The 18,138-nt window shown below is 49.2% G+C and carries 9 protein-coding genes; 2 read left to right on the forward strand and 7 right to left on the reverse strand.

Going from position 1 to position 18,138, the window contains the following annotated elements:
• Positions 1 to 16: 16 nt before the first annotated feature.
• From AAC022_RS21725 to AAC022_RS21755, 7 genes are all read right to left on the reverse strand, one after another.
• A complete protein-coding gene (locus AAC022_RS21725) occupies positions 17 to 1,294 on the reverse strand; it encodes an efflux RND transporter periplasmic adaptor subunit (protein ID WP_339734392.1) in 1,278 nt (425 codons plus the stop codon).
• A 51-nt stretch (positions 1,295 to 1,345) separates the two neighbouring features.
• On the reverse strand, positions 1,346 to 2,101 hold the full coding sequence (locus AAC022_RS21730; RefSeq protein ID WP_339734394.1) for a TetR/AcrR family transcriptional regulator: 756 nt from the start codon (positions 2,099 to 2,101) through the stop codon (positions 1,346 to 1,348).
• Positions 2,102 to 2,406: 305 nt separating this feature from the next.
• Positions 2,407 to 3,840, reverse strand: coding sequence for a sigma-54 dependent transcriptional regulator (locus AAC022_RS21735; RefSeq protein ID WP_339734396.1), 1,434 nt, complete (start codon positions 3,838 to 3,840; stop codon positions 2,407 to 2,409).
• 178 nt (positions 3,841 to 4,018) lie between these two features.
• Positions 4,019 to 4,753, reverse strand: a complete 735-nt coding sequence (locus AAC022_RS21740; protein WP_339734398.1) for an ATP-binding protein — start codon at positions 4,751 to 4,753, stop codon at positions 4,019 to 4,021.
• Positions 4,754 to 4,912: 159 nt separating this feature from the next.
• Positions 4,913 to 7,048, reverse strand: a complete 2,136-nt coding sequence (gene pnp / locus AAC022_RS21745) for a polyribonucleotide nucleotidyltransferase (protein WP_339734400.1) — start codon at positions 7,046 to 7,048, stop codon at positions 4,913 to 4,915.
• A 55-nt stretch (positions 7,049 to 7,103) separates the two neighbouring features.
• On the reverse strand, positions 7,104 to 7,373 hold the full coding sequence (gene rpsO / locus AAC022_RS21750; RefSeq protein ID WP_339734402.1) for a 30S ribosomal protein S15: 270 nt from the start codon (positions 7,371 to 7,373) through the stop codon (positions 7,104 to 7,106).
• 326 nt (positions 7,374 to 7,699) lie between these two features.
• The gene (locus tag AAC022_RS21755; protein WP_339734404.1) at positions 7,700 to 10,012 is read right to left on the reverse strand and encodes an NfeD family protein; all 2,313 of its coding nucleotides are present in this window, start codon (positions 10,010 to 10,012) and stop codon (positions 7,700 to 7,702) included.
• A 480-nt stretch (positions 10,013 to 10,492) separates the two neighbouring features.
• Between AAC022_RS21755 and AAC022_RS21760 the strand changes: the two genes are divergently transcribed.
• Both AAC022_RS21760 and AAC022_RS21765 read left to right on the forward strand, forming a co-directional pair.
• The gene (locus tag AAC022_RS21760) at positions 10,493 to 15,088 is read left to right on the forward strand and encodes a DEAD/DEAH box helicase (RefSeq protein WP_339734406.1); all 4,596 of its coding nucleotides are present in this window, start codon (positions 10,493 to 10,495) and stop codon (positions 15,086 to 15,088) included.
• Between the two features lie 48 nt (positions 15,089 to 15,136).
• Entirely contained in the window at positions 15,137 to 18,097 is a 2,961-nt protein-coding gene (locus AAC022_RS21765) for a tetratricopeptide repeat protein (RefSeq protein WP_339734408.1), read from the forward strand.
• Positions 18,098 to 18,138: the final 41 nt, after the last annotated feature.

Consider the following 18,138-nt stretch of genomic DNA (forward strand, 5'->3'; position numbering starts at 1 on the left):
CACGTCATCACGTCTTCTAACGAACCGCCTTTACCACCACCGGCTGCCTGTTGGCCAGCTTATGGATACCATCCACAACGATCCGGTCGCCTGTCTGGAGTGTTCCTCGTACCAGTACCCGATCCCCCTCCGTGTGTAACACTTCAATTTGTCGTTTCTCTAACACGATCTCCCCCTGCTGTTTTCCATCGATCACAGCATAGGCAGACCATAGCCCGCGTTCTCCACGAGCCAAAGCACTCAAAGGCAGCCAGAAGCCCTGCATCTGCACCGAATCAGAAATCGCAATACGAATGACCTGACCGGGAACCAGAGACTGCGATGCCTCAGAATTCAACGCCAGTACCACCTCCTGGGTCCGAGTCACCGGATCGAGTTCCGGTAAAATCGCCTTCAGAGTTGCCTCATAGGTTTTCCCATTCAGCTGGACTTTCTGCTGCGTTCCTCGTTCTAAGTTTTGAGCCATCTCTACAGGAACCCCGATATGCGCTTCCAGTTTCTGATCTTCCACCAATCGGAATAAAGGCGTATTGGGAGAGATGACCGTTCCTTCGTCTGCATAACGTTTAGAAATCCGCCCACTGAAAGGCGCCTTTAAGACAGCGTCGTCCAAGTCGACCTGATTATCTGCCAGCGACGCATCCAAATTCGCAACAACTGCCTTTTGACCAGCGATCTGCTCTTTGCGCGTTCCTTCCTGTAGCTCTGACAAGCGACTTTGCGCCGCATCTAACTGCGCCTGTTGCTGTTCCACATCATACTGAGACTCTTCAAATACCGATTTGGAAATCGCGTTCCGCTTGAGCAACTCCTCGTTACGTGTATGGTCGGCTTTCAGATTTTTGAGTTTAGCAGACAGCTGTCTGACTTCCGCTTCCGCAACCGCGATCGTCTGGAGACGTGGCCCCGCTTTCAATTCATCGAACTTGGCCTGTGCTGCCGCCCTTTCTGCCTGAAGCTGTAATCGCACTACCTCCAGATGCCGGGTATTCAAATTAGCCAGTACCATATCTTCCTGAACCGAATCCCCCTCATCCACGGTCACGTTGATCAGTTTTCCGCTTCGTTCAAATGCCAGTTCACTGGTCCGTGCGGCTGACACTCGACCTGTATAACTTCGCTGCCGCATAAACGAATCGACGGGCTTCAGTTTGACAACTTCAACGGGAACGCCCGCCTGTGCTGTACTCGTATCCGCGACTTCTGTTGAAAAGGCAACTCTGGAAAATCCCCAGGATACCCCAAGCAAGCCGATCAGAACTAAAGTGAATAGCAGAAGTCGAAAGTGTTTCATAAGGACCACTCTTTTTGACGAAACGTCATTTTACTGTCAAAAAAACACAACTTAAACAGGGATCTGTGAAAGCACATTTCCAAAGACCTCCTGACTCACTCGATCAAAAACTGCGTCATAATCGACTTCGGAACTTAGCGGCTGCCACTGAATTCCATCCAGAAAACGATTGTAATTTCGACGTACCATTCGAAAGGGGTCAGACATTCCTAACTCACCCAGCGAATTACTGGTGGTAATAATTGAATATCCGCCAACTGAAAGCGACCACAGTCCAAATACGATTTCTTCGGGAGTGGCATTCTCACCTAGCTGGACGTCCCCTCTGGCAATTCCATCACGCACAATTCCACCCACAATGCCAATACAGCGATGCTCGTAATTCGACATCATTTTACGGCGTTCTTCGGATGTTTTATCCCAGATCGAGTCGAGACGAATTGTCTGCTCCACACAAAAATGGTCTGGATAAGTCTTCACAAACAACTCAGCTGCCGTTCCGATCGCAGCAATCCGCTCACGCGATGTTCCTTGAAACAAAGCCGCTTTTTCAAACATCGCCAAACGTTTTTCCAACGTCTGAATCGCCAGCGTAATGATGATTTCTTCTTTGCAGGAAAAGTGGTTATAAATCGTCCCTTTGGAATATTCGAGCATACTCGTCAAACGATCCATATTCAGGCCGTTATAACCACCTTCGATAAACATAGGACGCGCGCATTCCAAAATCTTGGCTTCGCGTTCCTTAATTTCACGTTGTTTGCGATCACTGGTTTTCATAGCACTACCATTTTGACGCTTCGTCATTTCATGTCAACATATTAATCTAATTTAGTTGAATTTCCTCATAGATTCCCCAATCGAATTACAGGTTTCCCACCGGGAATGCCGCCAGGCCATTGACGTTACCTATTTCTACAACGCAACTTAACGACCTTGCATTACTTTCCACTCAGTCAATGGTGAGCTTCATCTCGCAGCGCCTGCCGACTTCGCTGGTATTCGACAGTTGTATATCCACAACGTCATTTTGGCGTAAGCTAAGTGGCTGCATCGAAGGCGCGCCATGTAAGAAGGTCAGGTGCAGAGCTCAGCTTTTATAGCCTGACTGCTTATGTGCTCTGCTCTTCTTTTTGCTTCTGATATTCTTTGAGTTTGCGGTAGAGAGTCCGTTCGCCGATGCCCAACATCTTCGCGGCTTCTTCGCGCTTGCCGTCCGCCAGATCCAGGGCCCGTTCGATATAATAACGTTCCACTTCCGCGAAGGGACGGCCAATCAGAAAGTCAGCTCCGGAACGATCTGAGGTATAACTACTGTCGCCTTCCGGTCCTCCCAATGGGACAATTTCTTCAGGCAAATCATCTAAATCCAGAATACCATCAGTATCAAGGACCAGCATTCGTTCCGCCGCGTTTCGCAATTGGCGAATATTCCCAGGCCAGTCATACGCCATGAGAGCGCGGCGGGCAGCCCGAGAAACCCCATCGTAAGTTTTGCTGTACTGTGAGGAAAGTTCCTTCAGAAAATGATCGGTGAGCAAAGGAATGTCCCCCCTGCGTTCGCGTAGAGGAGGCAGCTCAATTTTCACCACCGACAAGCGGTAGTAGAGGTCTTGGCGAAACGATCCCTGCTTGACCATCTCCAGCAGGTCGGCATTGGTGGCTGCCACCAGTCGCACATTCAGAGTGATTTCTTCATTGTTTCCAAGTCGGGCAATTTTACGGTCTTCCAACACGCGCAACAACTTGATTTGAGTCTGCATCGGCATCTCGCCGACTTCATCGAGAAACAGCGTTCCCCCGTTCGCATGCTCAAACTTACCAATCCGTTTACCGACTGCCCCAGTGAACGCCCCTTGTTCATGCCCAAAGAGTTCACTTTCCAGAATACTGTCAGGTAAAGCAGAAATATTCAGCGGCACAAAGGGTTTACTTTTACGTTCGCTGTTTTGATGAATCGCACGCGCGACCAGTTCTTTACCAGTCCCACTCTCACCTTCTATCAAAACCGTACTGTTGGTTGACGCCACACTCTTCAACTTTTCCACGATTTTGTGTACTTGAGGTGCGTTACCAATCACCCCTTCAAAGCCAAATTTTTCATCGAGTCGACGATGTAACTCTGCATTCCGCCGCATCAATCGCACGCGTGTCGAGGCCTTCTCGACTGCATTACGGAGTTCACTAATATCAAGCGGCTTGGTCAGATAAGTATAAGCGCCCAGTTGCATCGCCGTCACGGCAGAATTAATGGAACCATGTCCGGTCAGTACGATTACTTCTGCATCGGGTAGCTCTTCCTTGGCTGTTCGCAAAATCGATAAACCATCAACTACATCCATTCGTAAATCGGTGATGACAATATCAGCCGTCTCACGTTCGATCAGCTTGGCCCCCTGCTCTCCAGAGGTCGCAATCTTACATTCGCACCCCACACGCTCCAAGCTCTCTGCCACAGCCTGTGCATGGGCTTCATCGTCATCAATAATCAAAACTCGAATCACAATTGATTCCAGGTCTGTATCCTTAGGGTCTTTCGAGCTCATCGAGCAGACTCTCAGCCTTTACTGATTCAAAGAAGAAGGTCACGCCCCCGCTGGGAGCGCCTGTTTCACAAGATAAATTACTCTGAAACGGGTAAATACCACCTCGCACAGGCTACATTTGATTCCAGCACGAAGATTCCAGTACGAAAAATAAATCTCTTCGTACAAGAATGCGCTTTCAGCATACCGGAAAAGAGATCGTAAAGCGAGTTCCCCGCCCTGGTTCACTTTCACATTCAATCGTCCCGTGGTGCGCATCGATGATTTTTTTTACCGTGGGCAAGCCTAAACCACTCCCGCCGGATTTTGTGGAAAAGAAGGTGTCAAACATCCGCGATTTCACTTTTTCATCAATGCCTTTACCATTATCAATCAGATCGAGATAAACCATCCCCTCTTTGTGATAGGTCTGCAGTTCAATCAGGCCTCCATCGGGCATGGCCTGAATCACATTCAGAGCCAGATTCATCAGTACCTGTCGAAACAAAGCCTGATCTACCTGAATCGACGGTAAATCTGCATCAAAATGCGGGCTGATTTCAATATTCGCCTCGCGTGCCTGCGGTCTGAAAAAATCAATAAAGTCGCTGACCAAGTCATTCAGGCTGGCCTCACTCAGCGCCAGTTTACCGACTCTTGCAAACTGCAAAAACGCATCCAGAATATCCTGCAGGTGTTTACATTCACGCTGCACACTTTCGACTTTTTTCAACATCCGATGTTTCGCCGGAACATCGAGGGAATCCAAATCTTCGGTAAGTAACTCCAGATTCATACTCATTGTCGAAAGGGGATTCTTGATTTCGTGAGCCAAGCCGCCAGCGAGGGTCGCGATTTCCGAATACTGCGCTTCAAATTTTTCGCGTTCACCAACGCTTAACGGGCTCTCATTCATTGCAGATGTTCTCGACATTGAATCTTCCCAACCGTTTGTTCAATCAAACTGCCAACGGCTCACAGTTCGATTGAATTATGCATTACCATTCTCATATATAAAAACAAAACGATGAAGTCATCTCAAGTCGAGCTCCTTCATCGCTTTTGTTTTTATCAGATCAAAGACTAACGTCTTTTAGTTTTCTTCAGTGGCTGCTTCAGCATCACCGTTGCTTTCAGCGGCCTGTTCCGCCAAAACAACTTTGCGGGAAAGTTTGACACGATTCTGATCATCAACGGCGATGACCTTCACCTGCAAACGGTCCCCAATTTTGCAGATATCACCGACCGATTTGACGAATCCGTCAGACAGTTCGCTGATATGGCACAGGCCATCTTTACCAGGAGCAATTTCGATAAACGCGCCAAATTCTTTGATCGAACTAACCACACCATCATAAACTCGACCCACACGAATTTCTTCGGTAAGTGCTTCGATGTGTGCCATGGCCTTTTCGACAATTGTAACATTTCCGCCGGAAACCGTTACAGTACCATCATCCTGAATATCAATCGAAGCACCAGTATCTTCCTGGATTGCTCGAATTGTTTTTCCGCCAGGACCAATCAGTAAACCGATCTTTTCAGGATTGATCTTAGTCTGATGCAAACGAGGTGCATAAGCCGAAATCTCTGCACGAGGTCGGCGAATGGCTGTTAACATGGTTCGCAGCAATTCCAGACGGGCAATCTTGGCTTTTTCGAGAGTTTCTCGAATGATTTCCTCACTGATCCCCTCATTTTTGAGATCCAGCTGAATACCAGTAATCCCTCTTTGAGTTCCGGCAACCTTAAAGTCCATATCGCAGAAATGGTCTTCATCACCAATGATGTCAGTCAAAACTTTGAACTTATCACCATCTGCTACTAGACCAATCGAGATACCAGCGACAGGTTGACGCAATGGAACTCCAGCATCCATTAAGGCTAATGTTGCCGAACAAACAGATGCCATTGAGCTACTTCCGTTGGATTCCAGAATGTCTGAAATCACACGGATCGTATAAGGAAAATCTTCTTCACTCGGTAAGACAGGAGCTACTGAACGCTCAGCCAAACAACCGTGACCAATTTCGCGGCGTCCTGGTCCTCTGATCGGTCGGCATTCACCTACTGAAAAAGAAGGGAAGTAATAATGCAACATGAATCGCTGCAGTTCTTCTTCGAACAGACCATCCACTCTCTGCTTATCACGGGAGGTACCCAGTGTAATCGTCGCTAACGACTGTGTTTCACCACGTGTAAACAAGGCAGAACCATGAACACGTGGGATATTTCCTGTTTCGCAAGAAACGTCCCGCAGTGCATCAGGAGTACGACCATCCAAGCGTCGTCCGGCCATTGCGAGTTCGCGTACGGCTTTTGCTTCAAGATCGTGGAACGCTTCCTTAAATTGCCCGCGAGTTGCTCCTTCTTCTGTCGTAGCAGCATCTTCAGGGAAGAACTTTTCGACCAGCTCATCGCGAATCGTTTTAATTCCTTCACGACGTTCTGCTTTGACAGTGCTCTGCATTGCAGTGCTCAGACGCTTGTAGAGTGCATCATCCAGCTTAGCAATGAAAGGATTTTCTGCAGGTGTTTCATACTCAAAGGGTTTGATGCCTGCTTTATCCCGCAGTTCCAATTGCATCTGACAAATCTTGCCCAGTTCCTTGTGTGCAAACATAATGGCGGTAGCCATTTCGTCTTCAGGAATCTGATCTCCGAATCCTTCGATCATCAAAACCGACTCAACGGTTCCGGCGACAATCAGATCCAGGTCACTTTCAGCAATTTGTTCCCGTGTCGGGAATGGGATCAATTCACCATTGATCCGGCCAACTCGGACAGCACCAATCGGTCCCTGAAACGGAACAGGCGATAAGCATAAAGCAGCACTGGCTGCGTTAATGGAAAGCACATCCGGGTCATTCACGCCATCGCATGACATGACATTTGACTGGATTTGCAATTCGTCATTAAACGCTTTGGGGAAAAGCGGACGAATCGGACGGTCAGTTAACCGTGCCGTCAAAATTTCTTTGGTAGTAGGCCGCCCTTCGCGTTTTAAAAACCCACCTGGGAATTTACCTGATGCGGCAGAGCGTTCCCGATAATCGACCGTTAATGGGAAAAAATCAATCCCGGGTCTTGCTGGTCCTGTTGCAGCAGCAACAAACACAACTGTTTCACCATATTGAATCAATACAGAGCCTGCGGCCTGCTTCGCTAACTGACCAGTTGTAAGACTTAGTTTCTGTCCGCCAACCTCACATTCAACAACTACTTTCACAATAATTTCCTAATTCTTTTTCCGACAAACCGACTCAGGTCAGCGAACACCGAAACTATTTTCGAATGTTTAACCGACCCAGAATTTCCCTGTAGCTTTCTGCATTCTTCGTGTGCAAATAATCAAGTAGAGCACGTCGGCGACTTACCATCTGCAGTAAGCCTCTACGACTGGCATGATCTTTTGAATTCGATCGTAAATGCTCTGTTAGATTAACAATCCGTTCTGTAAGTACAGCAATCTGCACTTCAGCAGATCCGGTATCCCCTGTTTTGGACTGATATTCTTGAATCAATTCTGCTCTTCGTTCCTGTGTGACTGACATTCTTCTAACCTAAACCTTGTAAAACAAACTACATGACAAACAGAGAAGATCGGGGATAACCCAATGCTAAAAGATAGCCACTACGATCCGTGTCTTGACTTTTTAGACTGGTAATGGCGAGAGAAAACCAAGCTATTACGCTAGCTTTCAGGGCATTATAAGGTAACTAATGTAGCAATTTGAATAGATTATTCAATGGATACGCTACCTCAAAAAACGAAAACCTCTCTGAATAGAATCAGTTGGGTCAATTCTAATCAGAATCGCCCCAGAAAAATATACATTAGAACACTCGCATTGGCGAGCAAGCAATGCCATGACCACCATCACACAATCTCACGGACGACCACCACGTTTCCGTAAATTTTAGCAATTTCGACTTCTGTCCCCGACTGAATAAACGGGCCATCACTAATGACATCCACCCAAACTCCTTCGACTTCAATCCGCCCCGCAGGCCTGAGCACAGAACCAGTCACACCTTGCATCCCTACTTTCAAATCGAGTCCCTGCAGCTGTAAAGTCTCTGAATTTTTGAGCAACTCCGGATCCAACTGAATCGTATGTGTACTTGCTCCTCCACCATCCCCTGGAGGTGCCAGGATGATGGAACTCAGCAGACGCGACTCGGGCAGAAACCGATTCAAGGCAATCGCCAGGACGATCACAGTCACTAGTGAAGCACTCAAAGTACTGACTGTGTTGGTCATCGTCGTGAAATCAGAACCGGGATGTAATGTGTTAAAATCACCAAACGTCTGGCTGGCCAGAATAATCGAGGAAAAGATCAACAAGCCCCCAGAAACCCCGAAAACACCAAAACCGGGAATCACCAGAATTTCAAGCAAAAGACAAATTAACCCCATCCCAAAAAGAACAATTTCTAAATATCCGGCAGTTCCCCCCAGCATATGACTCCAGAAAAACAGGCCAAAACAAACTCCCGACATAATTCCAAACAGACCAGTCAAGGTATAGAGTTCCAGATAGACAAACATAAACCCCAGCGCCAGGATTAAACCGGTCACAAAGGAAGAGTTCAGAATATAAACCAGCGTATCAACCCAGGTCCGTCCGACGGCAATCAGCTTTGTATCGACGGGAATCCCCAGTCGCTGCTTCAATTCTTCCATGTCCCGTACCGGAGGCTCTGCGATTTTCAAGGTATGGGCGCGGATTCCGTTGACAGTTAACAGGTTCGCTTTTCGGGATTCGCGTACCACAGGCCCTTTAATCCATTCACCATTCGACTCATGAATTTCTTCTGCCGTCATATACCAAATCTGCCCGGTCTTACTATTGTTGACTTCAAAGATTTCGAGATCTTTATCTGACATGGCTTCGCAGACTGCTGCGGGCCTCCCTTTTTTCTCTGCCAATTCCTTTAAAGTTACGCGTAAGGGACTCAAAATCTTTTCGGGAACATGCTCAAACTGCCCCCCCTCTTTCATTTCAATCGGGCCGGCATCTCCGATCTGAGCATCTGGTTTGAGAAAGATTTCGTCACACCCCAGCGCGATAATCGCGGCACTGCTCATCGCATATTCCGGAACATAGGCCACAGTCCTCACCTGACGGGACTCCAGGTCCGCAATCATATTTGCCAGATTGGTTCCCGAGATTAAATAGCCCCCACCGGAAGTAATTTCAAACACCAGCATGTTCGCACCGGAATTGACGGCACGATTAATCTGGCGTTCAATAAAGGCTTCCAGAATTGGCTCAATCATTCCATCCACTTTAATCAGCATGGTTTTAGGAGCTTCTCCCAGTGTGGGATCATCGCGTAACTTTTCACGCGGAATTCCGTATAATTCTGCCAAATCCCCCCGATTATGAGCCAGTTGCTGAACCAGTACATCCAGAGCCCGCGCTTTGCTTCCGGAAAAAACCCCCAGTGAACCCACTTCCTTGATGGTTTCCACGTCAACAATCACAGCCATATTATCTTGGAGCCGCTTTAATTCTTCGGGAGTCACGATGCGGGATTCAACCTGTTTGTTATCCCCTTCCCCCTGTTGAATCTTGACTTTCAAAACCGCCTGCTGGGGGTCCATCATCCCCAAAGCCAAAGCGCGGCTCAGCTTGTTGTTATGACGTTTTCCCACTGTCGAAAGCACAAATTCCCGTTCATCTCGATCCACGGCTTTTCCATATCCGATATCTCCCAGTTCCGCATCGGGATGCATCACAATCTCATTACAGGCCAGCGCTAAAACAACATTGTTGCCAATCACTGTTTCCGGAATCCAGGCAATCGTTTTTAAATTTGACAACTTCGACGATGCTATAAATTTGGCTAACCCCTGCACTTGATGAAAAGGACTGGAGCCAGGAGATATTTTCAGAATGAGATATCCCGTTTCATTACTCTGTGCAGCCTCGTTCTGTAATGCGAGCGCAGCATTGGTCACCCGGCCGTATGTCACTTCGCCGACAGGACTGTCAATCGTCATAAACAAAGCAGGTTGGGACGGGGGCTCATCCTGATTTGCAGCGGGTGCTTTTTTCGCATTCTGCGGCTGTTTCGGAGCCGGCTTCGGCTTAGGCTGTGCTGGATCAGCCTGTACCGACGAAGTTCCATTGAGCACCAAAAGTCCCAGAATAAAGGCCAGTAACATCTGGTTGATATTGTTCATTATGTGACTTTCACCATTGTCAGAAGAAGAAATGCAAAGCGTGAAAACTCAGCCCCCGCTGACCACCTCTCGCGATCAGCAAGATTCATTGCCTGACGATACTCTGAAATTAACAGACACTGATCAACTGGTGTACTCTTTTTAACGAGATTTTACACCACACAGATCATTTCATTTTATAAAATTATAGTCGATTTCCAGAGTGGAAATAAGGTTTTGATTTAATCGGGGTCATTTACGTGATAAATCTGCCTAATTCGTCCGTTTTCCGAATTGACAATCTCACAGCCTGAGATGTTCAAAACGGGACTGGAACTCCCTGAAACCAGACTTTCCAAACAAATCGCCTCACTCCCCGCACCGTATCCCAAACCCTCGATTCACCGCGCCCCGCAGAATTTCATAGAAAACCAGTTAAATTTTACGCGTGACCCACTTACAATACAGTGGCAAATCTTACAAACACACCAAAGGGCAGTTATGTCATTTTACGGCTATCACCCGATCATTGAAAAATGGTTCCATAATCGCTTCCAAGGTCCGACAGAACCGCAACAGCAAGGCTGGCCCTGTATCAATCGTGGTGAGCACACACTAATCTCGGCCCCCACCGGCAGTGGTAAAACATTAACAGCATTTCTATCCGTGATTGATCGTCTGGTAAAACGCTCGCTGGACGGTGATCTTGAGAATGAAATCTCAGTGATCTATGTCTCCCCGTTACGGGCGCTTTCAAATGATATGCATCGCAATCTGATGGAGCCCCTGGAGGAAATATCACTGTTAATGGAAGAGGAAGGTTATACATTCACTCCCATTCGTGTCGGTCTCCGCACAGGAGACACCCCTGCATCGAAACGAGCGGCACTCGTCCGTCGGCCTCCTCATATTGTGGTCACCACTCCGGAATCGCTCTATTTAATGCTGACCGGACCTAAAAGCCGAGAAACTCTCAGAACAGTCGAAACCGTCATCGTGGATGAAATTCACGCATTGCTACGGGATAAACGCGGCTCACACTGGTCGCTCACCATGGAGCGTCTCGAAGCGTTAGTTAAGCATCCTCTGCAACGGATCGGCCTGTCCGCCACTCAAAAACCGCTGGACCGGGTGGCACAATATCTGGTCGGAAATCGTTCTGAAATTGAAATCACCGAGGAGCCACCTGACTCATCGGACAATGAAATCCCCGAACAAACCTGCCGCATCGTCAACATCGGTCACTCCCGAACTCTGGATGTGGCCATTCAGGTCCCCCCGTCCGAATTGAGCGCGATTTGCACTCACGAACAATGGGCCGAAGTCCTGGAACAGATCATCGAACTGATTCAGTCACATCACAGCACTCTGATCTTTGTCAACACGCGGCGTCTGGCCGAACGCATCACGCATCAGCTAACCGAGCGTCTAGGCGAAGACGTCGTCGGCAGCCATCACGGCTCCCTCTCTGCAAAAATTCGGCATCGCACCGAACAAAAACTGAAAAGCGGCGATCTGAAAGCCGTCATCGCGACTGCATCGCTGGAACTGGGAATTGACGTCGGCTACATCGATCTGGTCGTGCAAATCGGCTCTCCACGCGGCATAGCTACTTTTCTCCAGCGGATCGGACGCTCAGGGCATTCGCTAGGCCTGGTTCCCAAAGGACGCATCTTTGCCCTTTCGCGTGACGAACTCCTGGAAAGCATGGCGCTGGTCCGATCGATTAAACAAGGCATCCTCGATACCGTTCGCATGCCTGAAGCCCCCATTGATATCCTGGCACAACAAATCACAGCCGAGGTCGCCTGCGAAGAATGGAATACAGATCAATTATTCGATACGGTTACCCGCGCGTATTCATTTCGAAATCTGAAACGGGCCGACTTTGACAGCACCCTTCATTTTCTGAGTGAAGGCATCAGCACCACTACCGGCCGCAGTCGCGTCTATTTGCATCACGATCAAGTTCAGAACCGCGTCCGCAGCAGAAAAAATGCCCGTCTAGTCTCCACGATGAATGGAGGTGCGATTCCGGAAATCGCCTCGTATCGCGTCGTTACAGAAGATGACAAGACCGTTGTCGGCTCAGTCGATGAAGACTTTGCCGTCGAAAGCATGGCGGGCGACATTTTTCTCCTCGGCAACACATCCTGGCAAATTCGGTATGTCCGTGGCGGCGATGTCACCGTGGTGGACGCCAACGGCGCCCCCCCTTCCATCCCCTTCTGGTTTGGTGAAGCCCCAGGGCGCTCCCTCGAACTCTCGACCGAAATTTCACATCTGCGTGAAGAACTCGAGCGACAGATCGAAAACCCGGAGCAAGCCATTTCCTGGCTGAGCCGAGAAACCAACACGGACGAATGGGGCAGCAAACAGATTGTCGAATACTTTCAGGCAGAAAAGGCAGCACTGGGCATTATCCCAACCCAAAAGCGAATTGTCTTCGAACGCTTCTTCGATGAATCGGGGGGCATGCAACTGGTCATTCACGCTCCCTTTGGTGGCGATATCAATCGCGCCTGGGGCTATACCATGCGGAAACGTTTCTGCCGTTCTTATAATTTTGAACTGCAGGCGACCGCCGACGACAATGGCATCATCCTCTCACTGGGACCGCAACACAGCTTTCCTCTGGAGAGCCTGTTTACGATGTTGAATTCTAGAAACGTGCAACAACTCTCGGAACAGGCAATTCTGGATCATCCCATGTTTCATGTACGCTGGCGTTGGAACGTCACCCGCGCACTGTTGGTTTCGCGGATGCAGAACGGGAAAAAAGTTCCGCCGCCGCTTCAACGCTTTCGCGCCGAAGATCTGCTCACGGCCGTCTTCCCACGCCTGACGGGTTGTCCCGAAAATGAAATTGGGGAAATCGTCCGCCCCGATCACATCCTGGTAGACCAGACACTGTATGACTGCCTGAATGAGCAACTCGATATCGAAGGCTTCAAAACCGTTCTTCAGGAAATCGAACAGGGAACCATCAAACTGATTCCCCGCGATACCAGAGAACCTTCGCCCTTTTGTTACGAGTTACTCAACTCCAGCCCATATACGTTTCTGGATGGTGGTGAAGCACAGGAACGCCGTGCTCGTGCCGTCGCGACGCGACACACGCTCTCCATCGAAAGCGTGGAAGACCTGGGCAGACTCTCCCCCGAAGCCATTGCGCAGGTCTGCCAGGAAGCACAACCGCTCGTGCGAAACGCCGACGAATTCCATGACTTGTTGCTGGGCCGCATTCATCTGCCGATCAATGAACAACCAGACTGGGGCGACTGGTATCAGGAACTGGAATCAACGGGCCGGGCGACAACCTTACAGAGAACAGAAAAGCAATCAGAAAACCGCTGCACCAAAAGCTGGGTGGCCACCGAACGCCTGCCGGCGGCATTAGCCGCGTTTCCGAAGAGCCAGCATCACCCGCCCGTCACCGTTCCCTCTGGAGTGCGTCAGGAATGGGAATCGACAGAAGCCCGCACAGCCATCATTCGCGGCCTGCTTGATACCTGCGGCCCTTTGACAGTAGCAGAAATTGCAAATTTCGCAGGAATGACCGATTCGCAAACCGAAGCAGCACTCATGGCGTTGGAAGGTGAAGGCATCGCCATGCAGGGTTTCTTCCGCGTCAAAGATCCGAACTGGGACCAAAGTACAGACGACTCTGTCACCGAAAAACAAACAACATCTACTGACGTCACTCCTAAAGAGTGGTGTCACCGCCGTTTGCTGGCACGAATTCACAGACTCACTCTGCAAGGCCTGCGTGCTCAGGTTCAACCGGTCGATACCAGCGTGTTCATCCAATACCTGACACGGCTTCACGGCATGGCGGGTGAAGACAAACGATCCGGGACAAACGGACTGTTTGAAATTCTCTCCATGTTACAGGGAATCGACATCCCGGCGATTTGCTGGGAACGCGACATCCTGTCGGCCCGTCTCTCAAATTATCAGAGCAATCAACTCGATGAACTCTGCTTCACGGGTGAAATTGGCTGGGGGCGTCTCTATCCTCCCAAACGAACCGCTGATCAGGGCAAACCGATGACCGGCATTACACGTAATGCACCGGTCTCCTTCTTTTTGCGAGAAGATATCCCCTGGCTAACTTATTTCAGTGAAGCATCAACGCAGAATACCGAAGACTCGAATTATTTGAGCAGCCCGGCTGTGGAACTCCAGGAATTGCTCACACAACAAGGTGCTCTGTTTGCCACCGACTTAATGGCCGCCACGGAATCGCTCCCCACTCAAGTCGCCGATGCCTTGGGCGAACTCATCTCCCGCGGGCTGGTAACCTCCGACAGTTTCTCTGGTATGCGTCAGTTTACCGAAGATCGTTCCACCAAAAACCGCCGTGCTGCCCGCAAGTCAAGAATCGGCCTGGTTCGCAAACGCAGCACGCCCAACAATACAGGACGCTGGTCGATCTGGCGCCGTGAAAATACCACTGAGATCGAAGAACGCAGCCTGCAATACTACGAGTATGTTGAACAATGGGCCTGGCAACTGTTGCGACGCTGGGGAGTTATATTCCGTGATTTACTCGTCAAGGAATCGGGTGCCCCGCGCTGGTTTGAATTACTGCAGATTTACCGACGTCTCGAAGCCCGGGGAGAAATTCGCGGCGGACGTTTTATATCAGGTGTCGCGGGAGAACAATTTGCGATGTCGGGAACGATTCAGGACTTGCGAAAGCTCCGTGATGAATCAACGACCGATGAACTGACCATTCTCTCAGCGGCCGACCCGCTGAACCTCGTGGGAATCTTAACCAAACAGTCCCGGGTCACCAGTACGGCGAATAACCGGCTCGCTTACTGGAATGGCAACCTGATTGCCTATTCCAAGAGTGAGGAACTGTACCTACTTGCAAACGTCAATGAAAAAACAACACGCGAACTGATTTTAGGATTTGGGCTGCCCATTCATGGTACAATTATTAATGAAGCAACCACAACAGGTTCAAAACCGATGTTGGAACTACAGGAGCAGATTCCATCCACGATAACGGATGACGCCGTGTTAATCCCCAGCGATGAGCCCCCTGACACAGATGTGAAAAAATCGCCACGCCCTTCCTTTCTCTAGCATTTGAATATAAATCGTCCCTGTTTTATCACTTACTTGGAATCAAGAATGTCAAACGGTCTATTCAGGAATATCAGATTCACGCTTTGCCTGCTGGCGGTAATGCTACCACTTCAGGCTGGTAAAACGAGTCTGGTCGCAGCAGAAGAAAAGCAGGTAGAATCGAGTAAGCTGCTACTAAAGACAGCTCACGAACACAAACAGCACGGCCGTTATGCAGAAGCCCGCGAAGTCTACGAACAGGTGGAAAAACAACTCGCAGAATCCGAACAGAAAAACGCCGATCACCAGTGGCAATTGCTTCGCGGTCTGATTCAAATCGACATCGCTACAGGCCAGACAAAATCGGCATTGAATCGTTTGAACGAAGGCCTGGAACAAATGCCCGCTAGTGCAGACCTGCATGCACTGGCCGCAAAGCTGTATTATGAAACGGGAGACTATCCCAACGCCGACAAACACACAACGAAAGCACTTTCTTTCAATCCAGACCAAGCTCTGGCACATCTGATCCAGGCTCACCTGCTCACAGTCACCGGAAAAATCGAAGAAGCGAATGAAGCTTATCGCTGGTTCGTCCGTTTTTATAACCGGGCGCAACCCGAAGACGCGGAAACGCTATTGGCGATTGCCGAAGGGGCAACGCAATACGCGCGCTGGAACAGTGTTTCGCAAATTTTCAACTTTGTCATTAATACAGTCTGCCCCGATGCACTTAAAGCAGACCCCCTGGCCTGGGAAGCGTCCTACTTGAGTGGCTCCATTCTGCAGGAAAAATACAATCGCCCCCAAGCCGCTGATGAATTTACTGCCGCCCTTAAAACGAATTCGCAGGCTGCGATTGTCTATGTGGCATTATCACGATCCGCCATCGAAGTCCATGAATTCGACAAGAGTATCGAGCTCATTAACCGTGCCCTGAAAATCAATCCGCAGTTAATCGAAGCCTTACTGCTACGGTGTGATTTACACCTGATTAATGGACAATACTTAAAAGCACTGGTAACCGCTGAGAATGCCGCCGCTCTCAACAATCGCGATCAATCCGTCCTGGCCAGAAAAGCAGCCTGCTACCTGCTACTGGATGGCGTACCGGATACAGAAACACTGACGCTGCTGTTTGACACTTCAGTAGCACCTGATCAGTCAAAAACAACAAGTGCAGATTCATCCCGCTTCGTAAAGCTCGTTTTAACGTTATTGAACGAAAACCCCAAGCCGGGTTATTTCTTATACGAACTGGGCCATCTGATGGAAATGAAACGCCAGTTCGCCTTCGCTGAGTTCGCGTATCTAAAAACCAAAACGCTGATGCCTCAACTTTCCGGCCCCAAAACATCGCTGGGCATGCTGTATATGCAAATGGGAAAAACAGACCTTGCCCTGCAGACCCTGAATGAAGCATTCCAGGCCGATCCGTATCATGTTCGTGTCAGTAACATGCGCAAAGTGCTCGGGGTTCTTGAATCCTACGGAGCCATCGTGACGGATCACTTTGTGATTCGCTACGACTCCAAAGCCGACTACATTCTCGGCCGTTATATGTCCGATTACCTGGAACAGATTTATCCCGAACTCGTACAACAGTTCGGCTATGAACCGCCGGGCAAAACTCAGTTTGAAATTTATCACAACGCGAAAGGTCTAGCAGCCCACCAATGGTTCAGCGCCCGCATGATTGGCCTGCCTTGGATCCAGACCATTGGTGCTTCTACCGGTGCTGTCGTTGCATTAACTTCACCCACCGCGATGGAAGAGCCTTATAACTGGGCGGCTGTCTTAAAACACGAACTGGTGCATGTTTTTACTCTACAACAGACGAAATACAAAATCCCACACTGGTTTACAGAAGCACTCGCCGTCAGAAGCGAAGGTAAAGCGCGCCCCCAACAATTTAATCAACTGCTCATCGAACGGGTTCCTAAAAGAGAGATCTATACTCTAGATGAACTGGACGGCGTATTCGTCCGCCCTAAATCGTCAGACAACTGGAACTTCGCATACTGCCAGAGCCTGCTCTGTGCCGACTTCATGGTCGCGGAATTTGGCGACGACGCCTTAAAAAAGTTATTAACCGCTTACCAGAATCAACGTGCAACACAGACAGCAATCCAAGAATGTTTTCAGATCAATCAGGACGAATTCGAGAAACGCTATCATCGCTATCTGGAAAAGCTGACTGCAACACTCAAAGGTTATCCCACCGTATCTCCGCTCAGTTTCCGTGAACTACAAAAGAAATACGAACAGAATCCGGATGATCTGAACATCGCCGGGCAATATGCATCGCGTCTGCTAAGATTTCGCAAAAAACAGGAAGCACGAAAGATCGCCCGCGCGGTTTTAAGCAAACAGCCTGAGCAGGCACAAGCCGCCTTAACCATCGCCCGACTGGAACTCCTGTCGGAAGACCTGGAAGCCGCGCATGTGGTGCTCGAACCGGCGCTCAACGTTGAGTCGCCTGATATGGAAGTCCTGGAACTGGCCGGCAAGATCCTGCTGAAACAGGAAAAGTTCAACGATGCGGTCAAAGTCTATGAACGCGGCCATTTAAAATATCCGTACCAGACGGAATGGCTACAAGGCCTGGCAATGATCTACCAGCATAATGATGATACAAAAAAACTGGAAACCACATTGCTGAAGCTGGTTCATCTGGACCCCGCCAACGCAGACAGCCTGAAACTGCTGACCAAGATCTACTTCGAGCAGAAACAGTGGGAGCAAGCCCTGCACTGGGGACAGGAAGCGCTCTATGTTGATGTACTCGATCCGGAAACGCACCAGCAACTTGCAGAAACAGCTCTGAAACTGGACCGGACTGAACTGGCGATCCGCGAATTAAAAATGGTGTTACACCTGGATGATAAAAATGAAGAGGTTCGTTTCTTACTCACAAAAACATTACTGGATTCCGGAAATAAACAGGAAGCCATCACCGAACTCGATCGCTTACTACAACAGAATCCCGGGCACGTTCAAGCGCTTGAATTAAAACAAAAGCTTTAACTTCGTTCTGTTCCAGCCACGTTAAATCAAACCAGAATCCG

It is taken from the genome of uncultured Gimesia sp. (assembly GCF_963976445.1).
GTDB lineage: Bacteria > Planctomycetota > Planctomycetia > Planctomycetales > Planctomycetaceae > Gimesia.

What these genes read in the sequence shown, in the direction of transcription:
- AAC022_RS21725 (WP_339734392.1), bottom strand. Translation starts at nt 1,294, where the DNA reads ATGAAACACTTTCGACTTCTGCTATTCACTTTAGTTCTGATCGGCTTG.
- AAC022_RS21730 (WP_339734394.1), bottom strand. Translation starts at nt 2,101, where the DNA reads ATGACGAAGCGTCAAAATGGTAGTGCTATGAAAACCAGTGATCGCAAA.
- AAC022_RS21735 (WP_339734396.1), bottom strand. Translation starts at nt 3,840, where the DNA reads ATGAGCTCGAAAGACCCTAAGGATACAGACCTGGAATCAATTGTGATT.
- AAC022_RS21740 (WP_339734398.1), bottom strand. Translation starts at nt 4,753, where the DNA reads ATGTCGAGAACATCTGCAATGAATGAGAGCCCGTTAAGCGTTGGTGAA.
- rpsO (WP_339734402.1), bottom strand. Translation starts at nt 7,373, where the DNA reads ATGTCAGTCACACAGGAACGAAGAGCAGAATTGATTCAAGAATATCAG.
- AAC022_RS21755 (WP_339734404.1), bottom strand. Translation starts at nt 10,012, where the DNA reads ATGAACAATATCAACCAGATGTTACTGGCCTTTATTCTGGGACTTTTG.
- AAC022_RS21760 (WP_339734406.1), top strand. Translation starts at nt 10,493, where the DNA reads ATGTCATTTTACGGCTATCACCCGATCATTGAAAAATGGTTCCATAAT.
- AAC022_RS21765 (WP_339734408.1), top strand. Translation starts at nt 15,137, where the DNA reads ATGTCAAACGGTCTATTCAGGAATATCAGATTCACGCTTTGCCTGCTG.